The organism is Rhodococcus aerolatus (assembly GCF_054783215.1).
Map to the genome: position 1 here is coordinate 239,672 of NZ_BAAGQZ010000046.1, position 19,633 is coordinate 259,304.

22 protein-coding genes are annotated in these 19,633 nt (G+C 71.3%); 20 read left to right on the top strand and 2 right to left on the bottom strand.

Annotated features, from left to right (window positions below; translation table 11 throughout):
- Window positions 1–252 precede the first annotated feature (252 nt).
- Window positions 253–918, top strand: a complete 666-nt coding sequence (locus ACYVOF_RS17990) for a DUF3558 domain-containing protein (protein WP_460868910.1) — start codon at window positions 253–255, stop codon at window positions 916–918.
- A gap of 127 nt (window positions 919–1,045) precedes the next feature.
- Here ACYVOF_RS17990 and ACYVOF_RS17995 read toward each other — a convergent pair whose 3' ends face one another.
- Window positions 1,046–1,720, bottom strand: a complete 675-nt coding sequence (locus ACYVOF_RS17995) for an EcsC family protein (RefSeq protein ID WP_460868912.1) — start codon at window positions 1,718–1,720, stop codon at window positions 1,046–1,048.
- 86 nt (window positions 1,721–1,806) lie between these two features.
- On the opposite strand from ACYVOF_RS17995, the gene ACYVOF_RS18000 reads away from it, so the two are divergent.
- The 18 genes from ACYVOF_RS18000 to ACYVOF_RS18085 all read left to right on the top strand — a co-directional run bounded on the left by ACYVOF_RS18000 (window position 1,807) and on the right by ACYVOF_RS18085 (window position 17,352).
- A complete protein-coding gene (locus ACYVOF_RS18000) occupies window positions 1,807–2,250 on the top strand; it encodes a hypothetical protein (RefSeq protein ID WP_460868913.1) in 444 nt (147 codons plus the stop codon).
- Window positions 2,251–2,314: 64 nt separating this feature from the next.
- Window positions 2,315–5,494 (top strand): penicillin acylase family protein, encoded by a 3,180-nt coding sequence (locus tag ACYVOF_RS18005; RefSeq protein ID WP_460868915.1) that lies wholly within the window; start codon window positions 2,315–2,317, stop codon window positions 5,492–5,494.
- Window positions 5,495–5,573: 79 nt separating this feature from the next.
- Complete coding sequence (locus ACYVOF_RS18010; RefSeq protein ID WP_460868917.1) at window positions 5,574–6,824, top strand: VWA domain-containing protein; 1,251 nt, start codon at window positions 5,574–5,576, stop codon at window positions 6,822–6,824.
- A 566-nt stretch (window positions 6,825–7,390) separates the two neighbouring features.
- Window positions 7,391–7,786, top strand: a complete 396-nt coding sequence (locus ACYVOF_RS18015) for a hypothetical protein (RefSeq protein WP_460868918.1) — start codon at window positions 7,391–7,393, stop codon at window positions 7,784–7,786.
- 238 nt (window positions 7,787–8,024) lie between these two features.
- Window positions 8,025–8,645 carry a DUF3558 domain-containing protein gene (locus ACYVOF_RS18020; protein ID WP_460868920.1) on the top strand — a complete coding sequence of 207 codons (621 nt, stop codon included), beginning with the start codon at window positions 8,025–8,027 and terminating at the stop codon, window positions 8,643–8,645.
- Window positions 8,646–8,823: 178 nt separating this feature from the next.
- Window positions 8,824–9,153, top strand: a complete 330-nt coding sequence (locus ACYVOF_RS18025) for a hypothetical protein (protein ID WP_460868922.1) — start codon at window positions 8,824–8,826, stop codon at window positions 9,151–9,153.
- 23 nt (window positions 9,154–9,176) lie between these two features.
- Window positions 9,177–9,737, top strand: a complete 561-nt coding sequence (locus ACYVOF_RS18030; protein ID WP_460868923.1) for a DUF3558 domain-containing protein — start codon at window positions 9,177–9,179, stop codon at window positions 9,735–9,737.
- A gap of 429 nt (window positions 9,738–10,166) precedes the next feature.
- Window positions 10,167–10,547: a PE domain-containing protein gene (locus ACYVOF_RS18035; RefSeq protein ID WP_460868925.1), complete on the top strand. Its 381-nt coding sequence runs from the start codon at window positions 10,167–10,169 to the stop codon at window positions 10,545–10,547.
- A complete protein-coding gene (locus ACYVOF_RS18040; protein ID WP_460868927.1) occupies window positions 10,544–11,167 on the top strand; it encodes a DUF3558 family protein in 624 nt (207 codons plus the stop codon). Before ACYVOF_RS18035 ends, ACYVOF_RS18040 begins: the two co-directional genes overlap by 4 nt.
- A gap of 11 nt (window positions 11,168–11,178) precedes the next feature.
- Window positions 11,179–12,549, top strand: a complete 1,371-nt coding sequence (locus tag ACYVOF_RS18045) for a PPE domain-containing protein (protein ID WP_460868928.1) — start codon at window positions 11,179–11,181, stop codon at window positions 12,547–12,549.
- Window positions 12,550–12,767: 218 nt separating this feature from the next.
- Window positions 12,768–13,682: a cold-shock protein gene (locus ACYVOF_RS18050; RefSeq protein WP_460868930.1), complete on the top strand. Its 915-nt coding sequence runs from the start codon at window positions 12,768–12,770 to the stop codon at window positions 13,680–13,682.
- 277 nt (window positions 13,683–13,959) lie between these two features.
- Complete coding sequence (locus ACYVOF_RS18055; protein WP_460868931.1) at window positions 13,960–14,229, top strand: WXG100 family type VII secretion target; 270 nt, start codon at window positions 13,960–13,962, stop codon at window positions 14,227–14,229.
- A gap of 122 nt (window positions 14,230–14,351) precedes the next feature.
- Window positions 14,352–14,606 carry a hypothetical protein gene (locus tag ACYVOF_RS18060; RefSeq protein ID WP_460868933.1) on the top strand — a complete coding sequence of 85 codons (255 nt, stop codon included), beginning with the start codon at window positions 14,352–14,354 and terminating at the stop codon, window positions 14,604–14,606.
- 189 nt (window positions 14,607–14,795) lie between these two features.
- Complete coding sequence (locus ACYVOF_RS18065; protein WP_460868935.1) at window positions 14,796–15,101, top strand: MafI family immunity protein; 306 nt, start codon at window positions 14,796–14,798, stop codon at window positions 15,099–15,101.
- 5 nt (window positions 15,102–15,106) lie between these two features.
- On the top strand, window positions 15,107–15,496 hold the full coding sequence (locus ACYVOF_RS18070; RefSeq protein WP_460868937.1) for a hypothetical protein: 390 nt from the start codon (window positions 15,107–15,109) through the stop codon (window positions 15,494–15,496).
- Window positions 15,493–15,822, top strand: a complete 330-nt coding sequence (locus ACYVOF_RS18075; protein WP_460868938.1) for a MafI family immunity protein — start codon at window positions 15,493–15,495, stop codon at window positions 15,820–15,822. The genes ACYVOF_RS18070 and ACYVOF_RS18075 overlap by 4 nt, the downstream gene beginning before the upstream one ends.
- A 15-nt stretch (window positions 15,823–15,837) precedes the next feature.
- Window positions 15,838–16,677 (top strand): hypothetical protein, encoded by an 840-nt coding sequence (locus tag ACYVOF_RS18080; RefSeq protein WP_460868940.1) that lies wholly within the window; start codon window positions 15,838–15,840, stop codon window positions 16,675–16,677.
- Between the two features lie 138 nt (window positions 16,678–16,815).
- The gene (locus ACYVOF_RS18085; protein ID WP_460868942.1) at window positions 16,816–17,352 is read left to right on the top strand and encodes a hypothetical protein; all 537 of its coding nucleotides are present in this window, start codon (window positions 16,816–16,818) and stop codon (window positions 17,350–17,352) included.
- Window positions 17,353–17,748: 396 nt separating this feature from the next.
- On the opposite strand, the gene ACYVOF_RS18090 is transcribed toward ACYVOF_RS18085, so the two are convergent.
- A complete protein-coding gene (locus tag ACYVOF_RS18090; RefSeq protein WP_460868943.1) occupies window positions 17,749–18,348 on the bottom strand; it encodes a hypothetical protein in 600 nt (199 codons plus the stop codon).
- 151 nt (window positions 18,349–18,499) lie between these two features.
- Between ACYVOF_RS18090 and ACYVOF_RS18095 the strand changes: the two genes are divergently transcribed.
- Entirely contained in the window at window positions 18,500–19,615 is a 1,116-nt protein-coding gene (locus tag ACYVOF_RS18095; protein ID WP_460868945.1) for a TerD family protein, read from the top strand.
- The last annotated feature ends 18 nt before the right edge of the window (window positions 19,616–19,633 follow it).

The following is a 19,633-nucleotide window of genomic DNA, read 5'->3' on the forward strand; positions in this document are numbered from 1 at the left end:
CGGCAGCACCCGTCGTCACCACGACCACCCACGCTGCCCGATCCCGAGGCCGAGCTTGCCATCGTGCGAAACGCAGCGGGCGTGAGTGCCCGCTCGCTATCGTCAGCCGACGTCGCCAGGGGGTGAGAATGCCGGCACTGCAGAACGATGGCCAGCCCATTACGTCGATTGACGCACTCCGCCCGACCCCGGGTCCGGGGACATGGCGAGCAGACTGCGACGCACCCCGCGGACGACGTGCGGCCCCCCGCGATGTTTGACAAGCCCAGCCCGGCCAGTCGCGTCACGGCGTCGGGTCACCGGGGCCCCGCCCGCCCTGCGCGCAGCACAATTCCCGCCCTCCTCGTCGTGGTCACGTGGCTTTGCATTGCGGCGTGCGACGCGCGTACCGGCGGATCACCTGAGGCGGCGTACGAGTCCCCTTCGGCTGCGCCGTCGGCGGCGGGGACGTCGTGGGCGGTCGAGACGTCCAGTTCTTCGGTTCGACCCCGCGCCATCGACCTGACCGGAGTACTGCCGTGCTCGTTGATCACCGACGTCCAGCTCGCAGCACTCGGTCCCGGCGTGCGGAGCTCGTCGCGCCCGGAAGATGGTGGCCCCGGCATTCAGTGCCTGCTGAACAGCAGCTCCGTCCCGTCCTCGTACGAGATCTTCACAACGAGCGGCCAAGCGGCCACCCAGTACGGAGGCTCGAACAGCAGCCGTAACTCAACCAGCGTGTCCGTGGCCGGCTTTCCCGCGTTCAGGGTTACCCGTCCCACCGACCCGCTCGGCTGCATCATCGTGGTCGACGTCGCCGACGGACAGCTGCTCGAGACACAGCGCGACGACGATACGGGAACGCCGCTCGAGCTCATCTGCTCCGCAGCGCAGCAGCTGGCTGAGATCGCGATGACCAACCTGCTTGCTCAGAGGTAGCGCTGGGAAGCACGCGACCTCCGGTAACGGGGCACGTCACCGCGCGTTGCCGCGTCCCGCCGATCAGGCAGCACCCGTCGTCACCACGACCACCCACGCTGCCCGACCGCACACACAGGCGGACCGGTCAGCCGTCGATCACCGTCACACCCTCGTCGTAGCGCGGTCGCCCCCGCGGCGGGAACGCCAGCTTCGTCCGCCGCGCGCTCCCGGTCAGGTCGACCACGTTCGTCCCCGCGCCGACCCCGCCACCGACGATCGGCACCAGCTTGACCAGGTTCAGCGCGCCCTTGCGGCCGAACGACGCCACCAGCTTGTGCCCGACGCTGCGCTGCAGGTCGACGAGCGCCTCGGCGTCCAGCGTCCGCAGCTGTCCCACGGTCGACGACCGGGACGGCTCGATCCCCCTATTCGACAACAGCTCCCGGCCCGCCGACTCCGGCAGCAGGCACAGCAGCACCAGGGTGCGTACCGCCTCGTCGGTCACGTCGTAGCCGCGCAGGTGCGCGATCGCGAAGGACAGCCGCGCGGCCACGGCGTGGTACGACGTGACGTCCGCCGGCAGCCCGACGGCCAGCGCGGCCGCCCCGCCGATGCTGGTGACGAACCCGGTCGCCCCCACCAGCCGGCGGTGCACGGTGAGCAGCGACTGGATGGCCACCTCGGCGTCGGCCGCGGTCACCAGCTCGCGGTCGGCGACCTCGACGGCGCTGCGCAGCGGCCCCACGCCCTCCACCCCCAGGGCCAGCACCCGGTCCACCAGCGCCTCGCCCGCCGCCGCCATGCTCTCCTGCGCTCCCATGCCCCCATCATCGCCCCGCCGAACCCGGCAGCGCGGCCCGCCCAGCCCCGCAGCGCGGCCCGCCCAGCCCCGTAGCGTGGCCCGTCATGAGCACCCTGACCGAGGTCGGCGAGCGCGAGGGCTGGCGCTGCTGGCTGTGCGACGAGCCCGTCGACCCGTCCATGTCGGTCAACGACGCCCGCGGCCCGAGCATGGACTCCATCGCCGCACCCAAGGGCAAGAAGGCCGCCAAGGGCCAGGAGCGCCTGGCCCACCGCGCGTGCAACACCCGCAAGGGCGCCGTCACCCCCGTCGTCCCGTGGCCGGCGGAGCTGTTCGTCGTCGACCCGGCCCCCATCGTCGGGGTCGCGGAACGGCTGGGCCGCAGGGGCGGCCGGGAGGTCGTCGCCCGCTGCCCCACCCGCGAGGACGCCGAGCAGGCCGGCGCCTGGCTGGTCGACCGGCTCTCCCGCCTCGCCCCCGACCTGCGGGTGAGCACGCAGGTCGACCCCGGCGGCGGGCAGTTCCTCCTGGTGCTGCGCACCACCTGATCCCCGCCGGTGTGACCCCGGTCATAGGGTGCGCCCGACGGGGTCACCGAGGGCGGGAGCGGGCATGCACACCAGCTGGGGACGACGGGCTGCCACGCTGCTCACCGCGCTGGCGGTCGCGGCCGGGCTCGCCGGCACGACGCCCGCGCAGGCCGCACCACCGACCAGCCCGTACGCGGCCGCGGGTGACTACTGCCTGGGGCAGTGCCACGACATCCTCCCGCCCGGGGAGAACGGCAGCGCCACCCTGCTGCAGATCATCGGCAACAAGCTCGTCGACTACCGCCCGCCCCACACCGACGACCAGCTCGGCCCGTACGACGCGCTGCTGACGTCGTACGGCGGTCTCACCGAGGACCAGCTGGGGCGGTTCTTCAACGACGCGTCGTTCGGCGTCGCCCCCGACCAGGTGGCCAGCAGCGTCTCCCCCCGCCCGGACGTCACCATCGTCCGAGACAAGGCCACTGGGGTCCCCCACGTCACCGGCACCACCCGGGAGGGCACCGAGTTCGGCGCCGGGTACGCCGCGGGGCAGGACCGGCTCTGGCTGATGGACGTGCTGCGCCACGCGGGCCGGGCCGACCTCACCAGCTTCGCCGGGGGCGCGGCGGGCAACCGCAGCATGGAGCAGGACCAGTGGTCCAAGGCGCCGTACACCGAGGACGAGCTGGCCGCCCAGGTGCAGGCTGTCCGTGGCCTCGGCGCCCGCGGCGAGCAGGCCTACCAGGACGTGCTGGCCTACGTCGCCGGCATCAACGCGTGGATCGCGAGGGCGAAGGGGGTGCTCACCCAGCCCGGGGAGTACCTGCTGACGGGCAACGCCAACGGCCTCACCGGGGAGGGCATCGCGGACTTCACCCCGAACGACGTCGTCGCCATCGCCTCCCTCGTCGGCGGCATCTTCGGCGCCGGCGGCGGGATGGAGCTGCAGTCCGCGCTGGTCCGCCAGGCCGCGCAGGCCCAGTACGGCGTCGAGCAGGGGGACGCGCTGTGGCGGTCGTTGCGCTCGCAGAACGACGCCGAGGCCGTCACCACCGTGCACGACGGCACCTCCTTCCCGTACGGCCAGGCCCCCGCCGACACCTCCGGGGTCGCCCTGCCGGACCCGGGCACGCTCACCCCGCAGCCGCTGGTGACCAACCCGACCGGCTCGGCCACCACCGCGCAGACGCAGGCCACCGGTGTGCTGCCGGACGGCCTGCTGCGCGACCCCACCCACGGCATGTCCAACGCCCTGCTGGTGTCCGGCGCGCACACCGACGACGGCCACCCGGTGGCGGTGTTCGGCCCGCAGACCGGCTACTACGCCCCGCAGCTGCTCATGCTCCAGGAGCTGCAGGGGCCCGGGATCTCCTCGCGCGGTGCGGCCTTCGCCGGGGTCAGCTTCTACACCCTGCTCGGCCGCGGGCAGGACTACTCGTGGTCGGCCACCTCCGCGGGGCAGGACATCACCGACACCTACGCGCTGACCCTGTGCAACCCCAGCGGCGGCGCCGTCGACCCGCAGTCGCTGTTCTACGACTACCACGGCAGCTGCACCCCGATGGAGGCGTTGACCCGGAGCAACACGTGGTCGCCGACCCTGGCCGACGACACCCCGGCCGGCTCCTACGACCTGGTCACCTACCGGACCAAGTACGGGCTCGTCAGCAGCCGCGCCACCGTGGGTGGGGTGCCGGTGGCCTTCGCCAAGCTGCGCTCCACGTACTTCCACGAGGCCGACTCGATCATCGGGTTCCAGGAGCTCAACGACCCCGCGTTCGTCCAGTCGGCCGCGGATTTCCAGCGGGCGGCGTCGGACATCGGCTACGCGTTCAACTGGTTCTACGCCGACTCCCGCAGCACCGCCTACTACAACTCCGGCACCAACCCGGTGCGGTCGTCCACGATGGACCCCAACCTGCCCGCCCGCGCCCGGCCCGACCAGGAGTGGGTGGGCTACGACCCGACGACGAACCGCTCGGCGGTGACCCCGTTCGACGCGCACCCGCAGTCGGTCGACCAGGACTACTACATCTCGTGGAACAACAAGCAGGCCCCGGCCTACAGCGCGGCCGACGGCAACTTCGCCTACGGCGCGGTGCACCGCGGGGACCTGCTCGACCAGCGGGTGTCCGCGCTCGTGGCCCGCGGCGGGGTCAGCGCGGTCGAGCTGACGCAGGCGATGGAGTCCGCCGCCGAGGCCGACCTGCGCGGCCAGCAGGTGCTGCCCGAGCTGCTCGACGTCATCGGGTCCGCCCCGGTGGCCGACCCGGCGCAGGCCGGGGCGGTGGCGACCCTGCGGTCGTGGCTGGCCGACGGGGCCGGCCGGCACCCCACCGCGGCGGGGTCGAGGACGAACGCCGACGCCGACGCGCTGACGCTGATGGACGCCTGGTGGCCGCTGGTCACCCAGGCCGTGCTGGGCGGTGGGCCGGACGGGATCAGCGCGGGGCTGCGCACGGCGCTGGCCGCGACGCTGCCGGTGGACCAGTCCCCGTCGGGGGTGAAGCACCGGGGCTCGGCGTTCCAGCAGGGCTGGTGGGGCTACCTCGACAAGGACCTGCGCCGGGTGCTGGGCCGGCCAGTGGCCGACCCGTTGCCCCGGACCTTCTGCGGCGGTGGGGATCCCGCGGCGTGCCGGCAGGTGCTGCTGGACTCCCTGGGCGCGGCCGCGGCCACGCCGCTGACCACGACCTACCCGGGCGACAGCTACTGCGCGGCGGGGGACCAGTGGTGCGCGGACTCCATCGTGCAGTCACCGTTCGGCGGGGTCAGCGACCCGCAGATCAGCTGGCAGAACCGGCCCACCTACCAGCAGGTGGTGCAGTACCCGGCGCACCGCGGGGACGACGTGGCCAACCTGGCGCTGGGCCGCCCGGCGACGGCCAGCTCGAGCCAGCGCCCCGTGCTCGGCCTGGGCCCGGACCTGCCTGCCGGGAACGCGACCGACGGCGACCTGCGCACCCGGTGGGCCAGCGGGCGGTGGGCCGACGGGGAGTCCATCACCGTCGACCTGGGCTCGGCGCAGACCGTGGCCCGGGCCGTGCTGCGCTGGGAGTACGCCTACGGCCGGTCGTTCGACGTGCAGGTCTCCGACGACGGGACGACGTCCCGCACCGTGGCCGCCGTGCGCGACGGGCAGCCGGGCACGGTGTCCGTCGGGTTCGACCCGACCACGGCGCGGTACGTACGGATGCAGGGTGTGGCTCGGGGAACCCCGTTCGGGTACTCGCTGCACGAGCTGGAGATCTACGCCCGCTGACGGCTGTGCGTGATTGCTGCAGCCAGGAGGCAAGGTCTCGTCCACAGCTGCCCCCGCGGGGGCCGTCACACTGGGCAGCGTGGCCGACCTCCCCCGCGGCGCCAACGCCGTCCTGACCGAGCCGACCGACCGCGGGCTGACCCTGGCCGTCACCGGTGCGCAGCCCGGCACGGTGGACCTGCTCGTCCTGCAGCTCACCGACGCCGGCGTGGTGCGCACCGACGACGACCTGGTCTTCTACAACCAGCCCCGCTCGCCGGAGGGTGCGGTGCGGCTCGTCGGCGGCGACCAGGTCGAGGTCGACCTGGCCCGGGTGCCCGCCGACGTCACGACCCTGGCGGTGGCCGTCGCCGCGGAGACCCCGCTGGCCGACGTCGCCGGGCTCGCGGTGCGGGTGGGCGGGCACGAGTGCCACGCGGCGGGGCTGACGACCGAGCGGGCTGCCGTGCTCGTGGAGGTCTACCGGCGCGCGGGGGCGTGGAAGGTCCGGAACCGGTCCGCCGGGTGGGCCGAGGGGTTGCCCGCACTGGTCCGCGAGCACGGGGTCAGCGTCGACGACGACGAGAACGACGACGCGCCGACCGAGCCGGTGGTCCGCTCGGTGCCCGGGGAGGAGCGGCTGGCCCCGGCGGTGCGCGAGAAGCTCGACCTCCGCAAGCGGGCCGTGGCGACGGTGCTGCTGACCAAGGGGGCGCCGCAGGTGCGGGCGCGCGTCGTCCTCGTCATGGACAAGACCGGCTCGATGCGCAAGCAGTACAACACCGGTGTGGTGCGGCGCGTGGTCGAGCGGGTGGTGCCCGTGGCGGTACAGCTCGACGACGACGGCGCGCTCGAGTGCCTGCTCTACGCCCGCGGGGTGGCCGTGCTGCCGGACCTCCACGTGGCCGAGCTGTCCCGGTGGTGCGACGCGCACCTGCACCTCGCCGGTGTCCACGCCGGCATCGACCACGACGCGATCGGTCACAGCAACGACGAGATCCCCGTCCTCACCACCATCCTCCAGCAGCTGCAGCGCGGGGCCGAGCTGCCGACGCTGGTGCTGTTCTTCACCGACGGCGGGTTCTCGCAGAAGGCCGCCATCACCGCGCTCATCCGGCGCGCCGCCGGGCTGCCCGCGTTCTTCCAGTTCGTCGGGGTGGGGCAGGCCAACTACGGGCTGCTCACGCGGCTCGACGAGCTCGACGGCCGCGAGGTGGACAACGTCGGCTTCTTCGCCCTCGACGACATCGACGCGGTCAGCGACGCGGAGCTCTACGACCGTCTGCTGGGCGAGTTCCCGGACTGGCTGCGCGCCGCACGGGCCGCCGGGGTGCTGGGCGGCCGCGCGTGACGCCGGCACCACGGTCGCGTGGCAACCGACGGCCGCGACTCTGAGCCCGCGTGGTCGACCTCGTGCGCGGCTACGCGGGCGGGTTGGTCTCATCGAGACAAGGCTTCGCGGCCCCGACGGCGGCGGGACCGAGGTGTTCGTCCACTCGTCCGTGATCATCGCCGGCGGTGTGCTCACCGCCGAGCAGCGCGTGGCCATCATGCGGTGAGCACGCGCGCTGCCCGATCACCGGAAGGCCCCCGGCGCCGGGCGGGTTCGACCTACGGTGGTCGGGTGACTGCTCGCAGGCTCCGTCACCACGGGAGATGGGTCCGGTTTCGCGCGTGGCCGTGTCCCTGAACGACCCCGACGGCGGGGGCTGGGTGCCACCGCTCGAGCCGCGCCCCGACCGGTGGACCGGTCTGCCCCGTCCCAGCGGCAGCACCCCGACGGCCGGCGAGGACCGGCCCGGGCGACCGACGACGCCGCCCCCGGACGGTCGCGGTCCCGCGCTCGAGTGGACAGCGACGAGCCAGCGCACCGTTCTCCTCGTCGGGGGCGCGATACTCGTGTACGGGGTCGCGTTGATGACGATCGCGTCGAACGGTGTCTCGTGGCTGTCGGCGTGGGGTGCCTGGGTGTTCATCGTGCTCGTGGTGGTCGTGTCCTGGCCGCGCGGGCACCGGACGACGCTCGAGGTGGGCTCCGACTGGCTGAGGGTGGGCCGGAAGTGGGTCAGCCTCTACGACCTCGTCAGCATCCGCGGGAACTACTTCACGCGGATGGACTGGGTCCTGCGCGACTCCAGCGGGCGCCGACTGAGGGTGTCGAACGCGAGCCTCTACGAGAACCGGGACGCCTGGGCGTTGGTGCGCAACGGCTTCGAGCACTCAGTGGCCGCAGGAGCGGACACCAACCGACCCGCGCGGCAGCACCTGGGCATCGGCGACCACCTGGGCAGGACCGGCCGCCACCGCACGTAGACCACCACGACCTCGACGGGGTTGTCGCGCCGCCACGGCCGGGTCGATGCAGTCACCACCGCGCCACGGGGCGTGCCGTCACAGCGACCTCGACTTTTACTTGACGGCCGGGACGCGGGAACAGAGACGTGGCGCGGCCGGTCGTGCACACCCTCGGAGTCCACGGTCTGCGAGCTGGGTGCGCCAGTCGGTCATCAGTTCGCGACCATCACGGTCCGCCGCTCGCTACCGTCCAGAGGTGCTGACACCAGGCCGGCGGGCTCTACACACCACGGTTGCGTTGCTCTCGTGCGCCGGTTCGCTGGTCGGGTCGGCACTGCTGCTTGCCGCGTGCGGCGGGCCCTCGGTCTCACCTGGGACGCCGCAGGCGGACTCGAGCACGACGGCAGAGCCGCCGACGACGCAGGAGGCCCCGACCCAGACGGCTTCGGCCCGACCCACGGACATCGACCTCACCGGCAAGGACCCCTGCACCACCATCGACCCCGCTGCCCTGACGGGGCTCGGCTACCGGGTCCCAGGCGTAGCCCAAGACATCGGCCCAACAAAGAAGTCCTGCACGTTCCGTTTTGATGGCCGCATGGACGGAGCTGGTCTCTTCTTCGACACGGGGGCCGGTGCGACGCTGCCCAGTGGGGCGCCTGCCGGCACGACGCTCGCACCGACTGAGGTGTCCGGGTACTCCGCCTACACCGTGCAGGACCAACAGCTCGGGGGCTGCACCGTCAAGATTGACGTCTTCGACGGACAGACGCTCTCAGCGTCCGGCATCGGGTCACCATCCGAACCCGTCGCGCCGCTCTGCGACCGCGCGATCCAGTTCGCGACACTCACCGTGGCGGTTCTGCGCGGCGGGTGAATCAGTCACGAACGCGGCACGCACATTAGCTGCGCGGCGGGTAGCGGCCACCGGGAAGGGCTGCCGCAGCTCTGCGCGTCCCGCCGCTTCGCGGCACGTCGAGCCGAGAACCTCGAGGAACCGCTGCGAGGTCCAGTGCGTCCTTGTTAGCGTGGGAAACGCGTAACAGGAGGTCACGATGCTGCAGGACGCAGGGGGAGCAGCCCTGACGATCGGGGGCAAGCAGCTCGTCTTCGAGCCCGAGACGATTGCCGCCACGATCGCGCACTTCGAGGGGATACTCGACCAGGTTCGGCAATTCGACGCCCTCAGCTTCACGGGCGAGCCCGCCGCCCTCGATCTTGCGTCAGCCAACGCCGTCAAGAACCTCCGTGCGTCCGCTGAGTCGCTCTTCGTCCGACTCGACGAGGCGCAGGTACCGGTGCAGGCCGCGATCGACAACTTGAAGGCGAACGGGTCGGCCTACCGCACCAGCGACGTCACTGGACCAGCCAGTGCTCAGTCGTGAGGCGGCCCACGGCCCTGCTGGTCATGGCCTTGGTGGGCGCAGCGTGCGCGGGGTGTAGCCAGGACGCCACTGGCGGCGTACCCACACCTGCTCCCGCGACGAGCAAGGAGCCGACGCCCGACGCTGCGCCGCTGAGCCAGTCCAGCTCCTCGGAACGAGCGCGTTCCCTCGACCTGGACGGCAAGGACCCGTGCACGGTCATGTCTGACCGAGAGCTGGCTGGTCTGGGCTCGTCACCGGCCAAGCTGGGAGCCCAACAGCTCAGCTCATCGTTGTTGGCCTGCTCCTACCGCGATGTCAACTCGCCCTACGGAACGTCGTTGAGCTTCGACGTGGCCGAGGGGTACGAGCAGTACGGCGAGCGAAATGAGGGCGTCGTCGTGACACCGGTCGATGTCGCCGGCTTCAGGGCCTCTGCCGTTCAGAAGCCGTCGCGCGCCGCCTGCACCGTCGGCGTCGACACCGCCGACTCGCAGTCGTTGGCGACCACCACCGTCGGGTCGTTCGACGCGCCGGTCCCACCGCTGTGCGAGAAGGCCGCCGAGTTCGCTGCGGCTGCCATCACCGCTCTCATCTCCAAGTAGCTGTACATGCGGCCCGAACCGCGGCGTCGGTAGCCAGCGAGGAACCGGGCACAGTGTCGGTCGGCCCCGCGGAGCGATGCGACCGAGCCGCCAAGTTCGTGGCCCTCGGTCTTGCGGCGCGGATGCGATGACGCGGGCGGCGGCCGTTGCCCCAGATCGACCATCCGGACCCACTGCTGCTCGACAGCGTTCGGCAGTGCCCCTCGCACCTCGACGGCTCCCGGGCGGCGGACTTGCAGGCACCCCAGAGGGCGCGTGCCGCCTTGACCGATCGAGGCGCCCGGCTAGCCCTCACCGTGCGGGAAGCCCTCACGCCTGCTTGCGACCGCGGCACCCCGCTTGCTGTCCGCTCTCGTCTCCCTCCAGCGCGTCGGACCGCACAGGCGAGCTCGCGGGAACCGCTGCGGGGTCGATTGCGTCCTTGTTAGCGTGGAGATCGGCCACTGGGAGGATGCGATGTCGGACTACGCAGGTGTCAGCGCAGGCGCCGCAGCAGGGGCAGCTGGCGGCGCAGTTCTATCAATCGGGGGCAAGAACCTCGTCTTCGCACCCGAGACAATCGAGGCCACCATCGGACAACTTCAAGGGGTCCTCGACCAGATCAATGCAGTTCGACGGATGAAGATCCAGCAGTTCGCAGGACATCCCGCTGCGTTGGACTTCGCTTCGTCGAACGCAGTTGAGAACCTGCACACGTCGGCAGCGCGTCTCTTAGCGCGGATGGAAGAAGCCGCGCAGCAGGTCGAGGCCGCGATCACGAACCTCAGAGCAAACGGATCGGCCTACTTGGCCGACGATCGACTGCCATGACGGGCAGGCTCGGCGTTCTGACCCCCAATTTATCTGCCGTCGTCGGTGGCGCCGTGGCGTCGATCGTCCTGGTCAGCGCGTGCAGTTCACAGCCAAGTGCGGCACCGGCTAAGTCCAGCCAGACGCCGTCGACGGCGTCCACAGCGACAGTGGGGTCGGCGACGGAAAGCCCCCCGCCAGCAGTGAACGCCCGGCCACGCGAGATCGACCTTGCGGGGCTGGACCCATGCACCGCTGTTCCTGCCGACGTGTTAGCCAGCTCGGGCTACAGGCGTTCAAGCGTGGGTCAGAAGCGAACTGGCGTGGCAGCTCTCGCCTGCGACTACCCAGACTTGACGGGAATAGAAGGAACAACGTTGTTCTTCGACGCCGCTGAGGGCTACCAGAAGTTTTCCCAATCGTCTCCAGGCAACATCGTCAGCCCCATGAAGATCATGGGCTACATGGCCTATTCAGTGCAGGACCAGCAGCTCGGTGGTTGCACCATCGCGGTTGATGTCGCCGACTCGCAGAACTTGTCGACGAGCAGCAGCGGGCCGCAGTCGGACCCGGTAGCCCCGCTGTGCGAGAAAGCCGCGGAGTTCGCCGCCGCCGCCATCACTGCCCTCACCTCGAACTAGCTGGAGGACCCATGGAGTCACCAAACATCGGCTCGCTCTCCGCCGTTGACATCGCGCACCAGCTGTACAACGGCCCTGGCTCAGCCGAGGCCTACAACGCCCAGTACGCGTGGGTGGCGGTCCGTGAGGCGATGGACGCGGCTAACGACCTGTTCACGCAGGCCCTCGGCAACGCGAAAGAGGGATGGGAGGGCGAGGCCGCGGACGCCGCGATCGCCCGCCTCTCGCCGTTTGGCGACTGGTCTGACGACGCCGGCCTGAACGCGTCGCTCACCGGGGCGGGCGCGGCGGGATACGGCGTGTCCTACGAAGCCGGCAAGAACGCCTGCCCGACGCCTGCCGAGGCGGACGCAGCCCAGGCGGCCGCGGGCGCCTGGAACAAGGCCGCCAAGCTAGGCATGCCTCTGCCCGGTTCGCCCCTCGCCGCCGAGCACGCCGACATGGTCGTCGCCGCACAGAACGCGCAGGCCCAAGCCGCGCTCGCCAGTTACGCCGCAGCCTCGGCGAAGCACACAGAGCCGAAGGAGTGGGCGCCCGTCCCGCCGATGACGGCCGGCGGCGGCGCCGACGGAAGCGGGACCGGCGGCAGCAACGCCACGTATGACGGTCTGGGTGGTGGTGCGGTGTCGGGGTACGCGGCGACGACGTCGGCGGCGTCGGTGGGCTCGACGGCGCAGACCGGTGGTGGTGCGGGTGGTCAGGTGGCCCAGGGCACCCAGCAGTACCAGGGTGCGCAGCAGGGCACGGTGTCCGGTGCGTCCGGTGCTCCGGGGTCCTCGACCGGGAGCGCCGGGTACACCCCGGTGACAGGGGGTTCGGTCGCCCCGGGTGGTGCGGGCACCACCGCCGCGGGTGCTGGTGGACGCGGTGCGCACTCCGCGGCCCCGGCTACCGGGGGTGCCGCAGCGGGCACGGGTGCTGGGGCCGGCACCGCAGGGCGTCGGGGTGGTGGCGGTGCGGGTCAGCTCGGGGCCGCGGGTGCGGCCGGTCTGGCCGGGTCCGGGACGGGCCGCGGTGGCACCGGGGCTGGCCGTGGTGGTGCCGGGGCGTCCGCCGGCCGCGGTGGTGGGGTGTCCGGTCGCGGCGGGTTCGGCGAGACCACCGGTCGTGGCGGGGTCGCTGGCGAGGGTGGTGGCCGCGGCGAGCTCGGCGGTTCCAGTGCCCTGAACGGGTCCGGTCCGGCCGGGGAGGGTGTCGGTGCCCGCGGCGGTGCCGGGACGAGTGGTCGTGGTGGTGCCGGGGTGGGCCCGGGTGGGGCCGGTCGCCGTGGTGGGCAGGACGACGACGAGCACGAGACCCCGGACTACCTCAAGGACTTCGAGCACTTCGCCGACGGCCGCGTCGTCGCACCTCCTGTCATCGGCGCCGACCCCCAGTACTGACCGAGCACGACCCGGACGCCCCGCCCACCAGCACCACGGGCGGGGCGTTCGGCCGTCCCGCGGCCCCGTCTCACGCCGATCCGGCAGCACCCGTCGTCACCACGACCACCCACGCTGCCCGACCGGCCACGCCCCGGGCCCGTCGACCACCAGGGCACCACCGGGGTCGGCGGCTGCGACACTGGGCCCGACAGGTGACGGCCAACCGTGGAGGACTCGTGCAGCAGGGAACCGTCCGCTTCTTCGACCTCGAGCGCGGCTTCGGCTTCCTCGCGCCCGACGACGGCGCCCCGGACGTGTTCGTCCACGTCTCCGAGGTGGCGCCCGTGGCCGGCGAGCGGGTCTTGCGGCAGGGACAGGCCGTCGAGTTCGAGACCGGCGAGGGACCCCGCGGCCCCCAGGCGCTGGGGGTGACGGTGACCGGGGACGTCGCGGCCGGCGCCGTGCTGGGCGTGCTCGCGACCGTCTCCTGGTACGAGCCGGCCAAGGGCTACGGCTTCGCGGCCCCTGACGGCGGCGGGGCCGAGGTGTTCGTCCACTCGTCGGCGATCGTCACCGGTGGGGTGCTCACCGCCGAGCAGCGCGTCGCCTTCGTCGTGGAGCCCGGGGACCGCGGCCCGCAGGCCCAGCACGTCGTCCCCCTCGGTCCCGGCGTCGCGGCGACCGGCTCGTCGGCGGTGCGCGACGGGGCGGACGGCACGGTCGACTGGTTCAACGAGGAGAAGTCCTTCGGCTTCATCACCGCCGACGACGGGAAGGGTGACGTGTTCGTCCACAGCCGCGCTCTCGTCGACCCCGACCACGTGCTGGCGGCCGGGGACCGGGTCACGTTCTCCACGGTCACCACCGACCAGGGTCGGCAGGCCCGCGACGTGGAGCTCGTGGGTGACGCGGCGACCCGCCCGGCGCCGACGGCCCGTCGGTCCCCGGGCGGGGGCGGCGAGGGCACCGTCGCACGCTACGACGCCGACCGCGGCTTCGGCTTCATCACCCCGGACGGCGGCGGGGCGGACCTGTTCGTCCACGTGTCGGTGGTCGAGGGCGAGGAGCCCCTCGAGGCGGGCGACCGCGTGCGCTTCCGGACGCGGCAGAGCGACCGCGGCCCGCAGGCCGACGCCGTCCAGCGCGCCTGAGGCTCCCCCTCCGCCGCACCGATCCGGCAGCACCCGTCGTCCCCGTGACCACGGACGCTGCCCGGTCGACGCCGGACCCGGCCGATCGGTGACGGAGTTGTCCCGTTGCTACCGACCTGCGCGCTTGGTCCGATCTTGTTGCGCGCGAACCGGTCTCGTCCGGGAACCGCTGCGCGCCGGCCCCCGTCGCAGGTAGACAGGAGGCCGAGCGAGGGGGTGTGAGCGTGTCCGGTCCGTTGGGGGTCACCCCGGAGGAGCTCACCGCGCCTCGGCCGGGGTGCAGGCGTCCGCCGACGCGCTGGACGGCCGGGTGCGGGCCCTCCTCGCCCGGGTCGACGCACTGCTCGCTGGCGGGTGGTCCAGCCAGGCCGCCGATGCGTTCCGCCGCGACGTCGACCAGCGGGCGCACGGGGCGCACGAGGTGATCGGCGGGCTCGACACCACCGCGGGTCTGCTCACCGACAACGCACACGCCTACGCCGGGACCGAGCGCACCAACGCCGCTGGGCTCGACCAGTCCGGGTCCAGCCTTGACCTGGGGGCCTGAGGTGGCCGGGGAGTTCACGGTCGACACCGAGCAGCTGGCCTCGACAGCGGCAGCCGATTCACGGTCCTCGATCGCGCGGAGCTTCCGAATGGAACTACCACCGTCTACCTGGAGGAAGCGCCGTGACCGGTGACAGCAAGTTCGTCCCGTCCGACGAGCAGCGGGCCAAGCTGGCGAGGATGAAGGCCGACCAGCAGCGTCTCATCGACTCCGGCGCTCCATCCAGCACGCTCAGCACAGGCAAGCAGGAGTTCGGGATCGGGACCAACCCCGACGGGACACTGAACCTCGTCGACCCCACGGACCCGCGCCCGGACAGACGGAGCCGCGATGCAGGCCGGGGACGACCACCCCGTGACGACACCGCCGAGCCGTGATGTCGTCATCGGAATGAGCCCGACGGCACGGCAAACCGGGTCGGTCGACGAAACAACGCGATGCCTACCGCGCCTGACTGGACTTGAGCATGTGTTGCGCTGATCGGTCTCCGCTCCCCCCTCGAGGAAAGCGGCCCTGGTGACGCGGTACGAGACCGGAGTCGTTGTTCAGCCTGGAGGCGAGGAATCGTGGCAGGAACGGACCCGGTCGGCGGCGGCTACCGTCCCACCGCTCCGATGGAGATCGCGATCTACCGAGCACTCTCCTACGCCCCTGGGTTGTCACCGAGTGACGTCGGTTCGGTCGACATGATGATGCAAGGCGGTGAGTGGGAGCTCGCCTTCGAGGTCGTGTGCACCCAGATCGACGAGTACGACGTCCCCGTGAGCGAGGTCGGAGTCGACTACATCGAGCGGCTGGGCCGCGAGCTGGGCGTCGACGCGTGGTACGCGGGCTGGATCTGCGCGGGGCTGCACGGACGGGCCGCAGGATGAATCACGTGACCGATCTCGAGCAGGCCTTGCTCGACCTGGGGATGGAGGATCTCATCGCGCTGCCGGAGACGCTGCACGCTGTCGAGACCGTCGGGCTCCTCCACCGATCCGGGCGAGCAGACGACGTTGCCCGCGCCCTCGTCTCGCTGCTCGAGTCCCACCGCATCCAGGTGTGGGGTGGCCGGTGGCAGGACGAGCCCGAGCTGATCGACCACGGTGCCACCGCGGAGCTTCTCCTCGACACGAGCCAGTACGAGTTCGGCAGTCCCGCGGACAGCGAGCGGCGGGTCTACTACGTGAACGTGGACAACCTCCGGGCCGAGCCGGACGGAGACGTGCGGACGCGGGAGGTCCCCATCCCCGGTCCTGCCCGCAGCCCCGGAGAGGCGCCATGAGTGACGACGAGCTCAGCACGCAGAGAGCCGGCAAGCCGGAGCACGGGATGGCCACGGACCCGTCGATGTCCCGGTCGGAAGGCGCGGTCCGCGCTGCGATGGCGCTCGTGCCCGGTCTCTCACCGACCGACGTCGGGTCAGTCGAGTCGATGTTGGACGGCGGCGAGTGGGTCCTCGCGTTCGAGGTGATGTGCGAGCAGGCCTTCGAGTACGACGTGCCGGTGTCCCGGGAGGGGCTTGACACCATCCGCGCCCTGGGGCGCGAGCTGGGGGTGCGCGACTTCTACGCCGACCTGCTGAACGCGAACGTGCAGGACAAGAGCTAGGGGACGGGGGCGGACGTGGAGCAGGCTCCCGAACGGGCGGTCACGACCATCCGGCGCACAACGGTCCCGCACTTCACGCGCTTCGACGACGCCTGGGTGACCGCCCAGGGGTGGGCACCGGTGCCCGTCGGGGAGATCGCCCACGACGCGGTGTCGTCGGTGGTCCAGGCCTTCACCCGCGGTCACCCCGAGCTGGTGGCCTGCACGTGCGAGCCGCTCGACGGCTGGACCATCGCCTCCTGGCCCCGCGAAGCGGTGACGCTGCAGCCGCACGAGTTCGACGCGTGGCGCGCGGAGGAGCACATCATGGTCGACGTCGTGCTGGCCGAGCCCGACCTGTCGTCCGCGTTCCTCGACACCGCTGAGGAGCACGTCCTGCTCGGCGGCACACCGGCCCGCCTCGACGAGGGTTTCGGCGGTGACGTCCGCGGTGCGTTCGACGCGTTCGACCGGTACGCCGCGGACATGGCGACCGGCTCCCGCCACCTCTCCGCGCTCGACGAGCCACCCCGGGATGCTCACGGTGGGCCTCCTACGACATCTGCCCGTCGTGCGGGTTCGAACCCGGCTACACCGACGACGACCAGCACTTCTCCTACGCCGGGTGGCGGCAGCGGTGGATCGCGGCGGGGATGCCGTGGCGCCCGGTCCGCATCGCGCAGCCACCCCCTGCGTGGACCCCGGCCGCACAGCTACGGGCGGCCGGTCTGCCCAGCCCTGGTGACGGGACGAGCACCGGTGACTGAGCCGGCACGGCCGTCCGACACCGCCCTCGGGCAGCAACTCCCGCAGCTCGTCGCCCACATCGCCGGCGCAGCTCCGACTGCGGCGTCGACAGCTAGCGCCGGCACGTGATGAGGGCCGGCCCGCACCGGGAGCGGCACCACCCAGGGCCCGTCGACGACACACGTTCGGGGTCTTGAACGGCGCCCGAGGCGCGTGTGATCGTCGGCCGTCAGCCCGTTCAGGGCGAGTACGGCGGGGGGACAGACAGTGGGTTTCTGGCGTCGTGAGGTCCCCGCGGAGCCTGCTCCGTCGTGGTCCACCGCGGCCCGCGAGTGCGAGTCGCTGCTGCTCCCGTACTCGGTCGAGCACGTCTGGTCCCTGATCAAGCCCGCCGAGAACGGAAAGCTCACTGACCCGGACGTCATGCTCGGGTTTCGTATTCCGGGGACGCCCGACGGCACCGGGGAGCAACAGTGCTTCCTGCACCGCGACGGGACCTACTCGGTGCTGGAGGTCCTGCACGAGATCCCGTTCCAGCAAGCCGTCACGCGGACCCTCCTGCCCACGCCGGACTCGACCACCCGGACCTTCCACAGCGTCCAGGAGCAGCCGACGGGATGCCTGCTCACGCTGGCCGTCGAGATGTACCTGCCGGCCGGGATGCGGTGGAACCCGCTGGCGCGGGCGCATTGGGAGCGACACACACGCGGCTACCTCGGCCGGGTCGCCGATGTCTTGGACCGCGGTTGGGCTCCTGCAGGCCTCGTCGAGCCGACTTCCGGGCGCCACGCTGCGCCACCTTGATCGATCCGCCGCTGCGATCGGGCAGCGTCCGTGGTCGTGGTGACCACGGACGCTGCCCGACCGGCCGTGGGGCTCAGCGGCGGCGGCTGCCGGTGCGGGTCTTGGCGCAGCCCCGGGGCGGCGCTGAGCAGGTACGACGTCGAGCGCAGCAGGTCCGCCGCCTCGGCGGTGCGGCCGTGGGCCAGCAGCCGGCTGGTGCGTCGCTTGTCGGTCTGCACCTGCTGGAACAGCGCCTCCTGCACCACCACCGGGTCGGCGGTGCGGCGAGCAGCCTCGGCGGCGTCGACCACGGTGACCCGCACGACGGCGGGGCCCCGAACGAGTCAATACGGCCCGCGATGCACACCACCAAGACCAGGACTTGGGGCTGGTCAGATGCGGGTAGGACCGCCACTGCTACCTGAACTGAACGCCACCAGGACAGCCGCTGACCTCGTAACCCACTGGGCTGGGCGGCACGACGACCGAAGGCGATGAATCTGCCAAGGCCTGGCCCGCGTAGGCGACCCAGCACGGTCGCGACCCGCCGTACTCCGACTCGTCAAACTCGGGGGTCCAGTCGGGCTCCGTGACGTCGTAGTCGGCCTGAGTCCCGTAGGCGTAGCAAAAGGCAGCTTTGGTCTGCTTCACGAATTCGGCCACGCACGCCAGGGCGAGCTGCTCCAGCTCCTGCGCGTCCCTGCTCTCTGCAACGAAGCGGACGTTGGACTGGCCACCCTTGTTCTCCTTCGAGACTCCGCGAGCTCGAACCATCCCGGTGCTGAAGACGGGCGGTGCGGGGGTGGGTTGCGTCGTCGTGGTCGGCTGCGGGGTCATCGTCGCGGCACGTGTCGTCGGCGTCGGGGTCGTCGTGGTTGGGGTCGACTCCGTGGTCGTCGACGATCCACTGGCCGGCACGATCGACGTTGGTGATGCATCGACCTGGTCGTCAGACGTGCCGCACCCTGCGGCAATCGAGGCGATGAGGACGAGGACAGCGACTCGGGGAAACTTCACCGGCGGAGTGTCACATCCCGTCTGGCATCACCGGGTCTGTTCTCGCAAACCGGTCGTTGCGGACAAGGTCACCTCACTCGGGTGGGCGGTCGCATCTAGCCGAACCCGCCCACAGCGAGTTGTCGCAGTGGAATGTTGCGGGGTGATCTCAATGAGCAAGGGCGCAAACTCGGCAACAGCATCGCTGAGCCTTCGGCTGGCGATGTCGACCTCGAGCGGCAACCCGCTCGACGTCTCGGCCCTTCTGCTGAACAGCTCGGGTCGTGTCGGGGGCGACGAGGACATGGTCTTCTACAACCAACCGTGCCACCCGTCTGGAGCAGTGTCCTTCGACGGTGGAATCTTGATCGCCGCCTTGAACCGTGTCCCAACGACGGTCGACCGCATCGTCCTCCTCGCGTCGGCCGACGGGCGGCCGTTCGGCCAGCTCGGAACGACCACTCTGGTGGTGAGCGACGCGGCGAGCGGAGCTGAGCTGATGCAGTTCACTGCCGACCAGCTCGGCTCAGAGACGGCGGTTCTCATGGGCGAGCTCTACAGGCGCGGCGAGGACTGGAAGTTCCGAGCCGTCGGCCAGGGCTGGGCTTCCGGTCTGGGCGGCGTGGCAACCGAGTTCGGAGTCACGGTCGACGAGGAGGCCACGGCTGCCCCGGCGCCTACCCCAGCGCTCGGCGTCGTGGACTTGTCCAAGCCGCCGCTCGGAACTGTCGAGCTGCGAAAGTCGGAGAAGGTCTCGTTCGCCAAGACCACGTCGACCATCACCGCGCACCTGAGATGGACGAAGAACAAGGACCTCGACCTGTACGCGTTGTACGTCGACCGCAACGGTGAGCAAGGGGTCTGCTACTACAAGAATCAGGGTTCCCTCACGTCGTCGCCGTACATCTGCCTGGTCAGCGGCGACTCGAAGCGCGCCGGACAGGAGACGATCGAGATCTCGCGACCCGACCAGGTCCGGTACGTCCTCATCTGCGCGTACTCAGCGCTCAAGAACGGGTTCGGCTCTTTCAAGAGCTTCGGCGCGTACGCAGAAGTGACAGACCATGCCGGAAGCACCGTGTCATCCGGACTGTTCCACAAGAACTCGTTCGCCTACTGGGTCGCCATCGCGAGAATCGACCTGACCGCAGACTTAGAGGTGTCAATCGAGCACGTGGAGACCTACAGCAAAGCCAGCAGCGAACGACGTCCTGTCCTGCACCCCGATGGAACGTTCGAGATGAACAAGGGCCCCATCGAGTTCAAGCGGCGTCGCAACTCCGGGTAGTCGCCGCGAGGCAAGCCT

Bases quoted from the DNA above. Each gene is read 5' to 3' on its own strand.
- ACYVOF_RS18030 (WP_460868923.1), top strand. From the start codon at position 9,177: ATGGCCTTGGTGGGCGCAGCGTGCGCGGGGTGTAGCCAGGACGCCACT.
- ACYVOF_RS18015 (WP_460868918.1), top strand. From the start codon at position 7,391: ATGACGATCGCGTCGAACGGTGTCTCGTGGCTGTCGGCGTGGGGTGCC.
- ACYVOF_RS18040 (WP_460868927.1), top strand. From the start codon at position 10,544: ATGACGGGCAGGCTCGGCGTTCTGACCCCCAATTTATCTGCCGTCGTC.
- ACYVOF_RS17995 (WP_460868912.1), bottom strand. From the start codon at position 1,720: ATGGGAGCGCAGGAGAGCATGGCGGCGGCGGGCGAGGCGCTGGTGGAC.
- ACYVOF_RS18045 (WP_460868928.1), top strand. From the start codon at position 11,179: ATGGAGTCACCAAACATCGGCTCGCTCTCCGCCGTTGACATCGCGCAC.
- ACYVOF_RS18025 (WP_460868922.1), top strand. From the start codon at position 8,824: ATGCTGCAGGACGCAGGGGGAGCAGCCCTGACGATCGGGGGCAAGCAG.
- ACYVOF_RS18095 (WP_460868945.1), top strand. From the start codon at position 18,500: ATGAGCAAGGGCGCAAACTCGGCAACAGCATCGCTGAGCCTTCGGCTG.
- ACYVOF_RS18000 (WP_460868913.1), top strand. From the start codon at position 1,807: ATGAGCACCCTGACCGAGGTCGGCGAGCGCGAGGGCTGGCGCTGCTGG.
- ACYVOF_RS18005 (WP_460868915.1), top strand. From the start codon at position 2,315: ATGCACACCAGCTGGGGACGACGGGCTGCCACGCTGCTCACCGCGCTG.
- ACYVOF_RS18075 (WP_460868938.1), top strand. From the start codon at position 15,493: ATGAGTGACGACGAGCTCAGCACGCAGAGAGCCGGCAAGCCGGAGCAC.
- ACYVOF_RS17990 (WP_460868910.1), top strand. From the start codon at position 253: ATGTTTGACAAGCCCAGCCCGGCCAGTCGCGTCACGGCGTCGGGTCAC.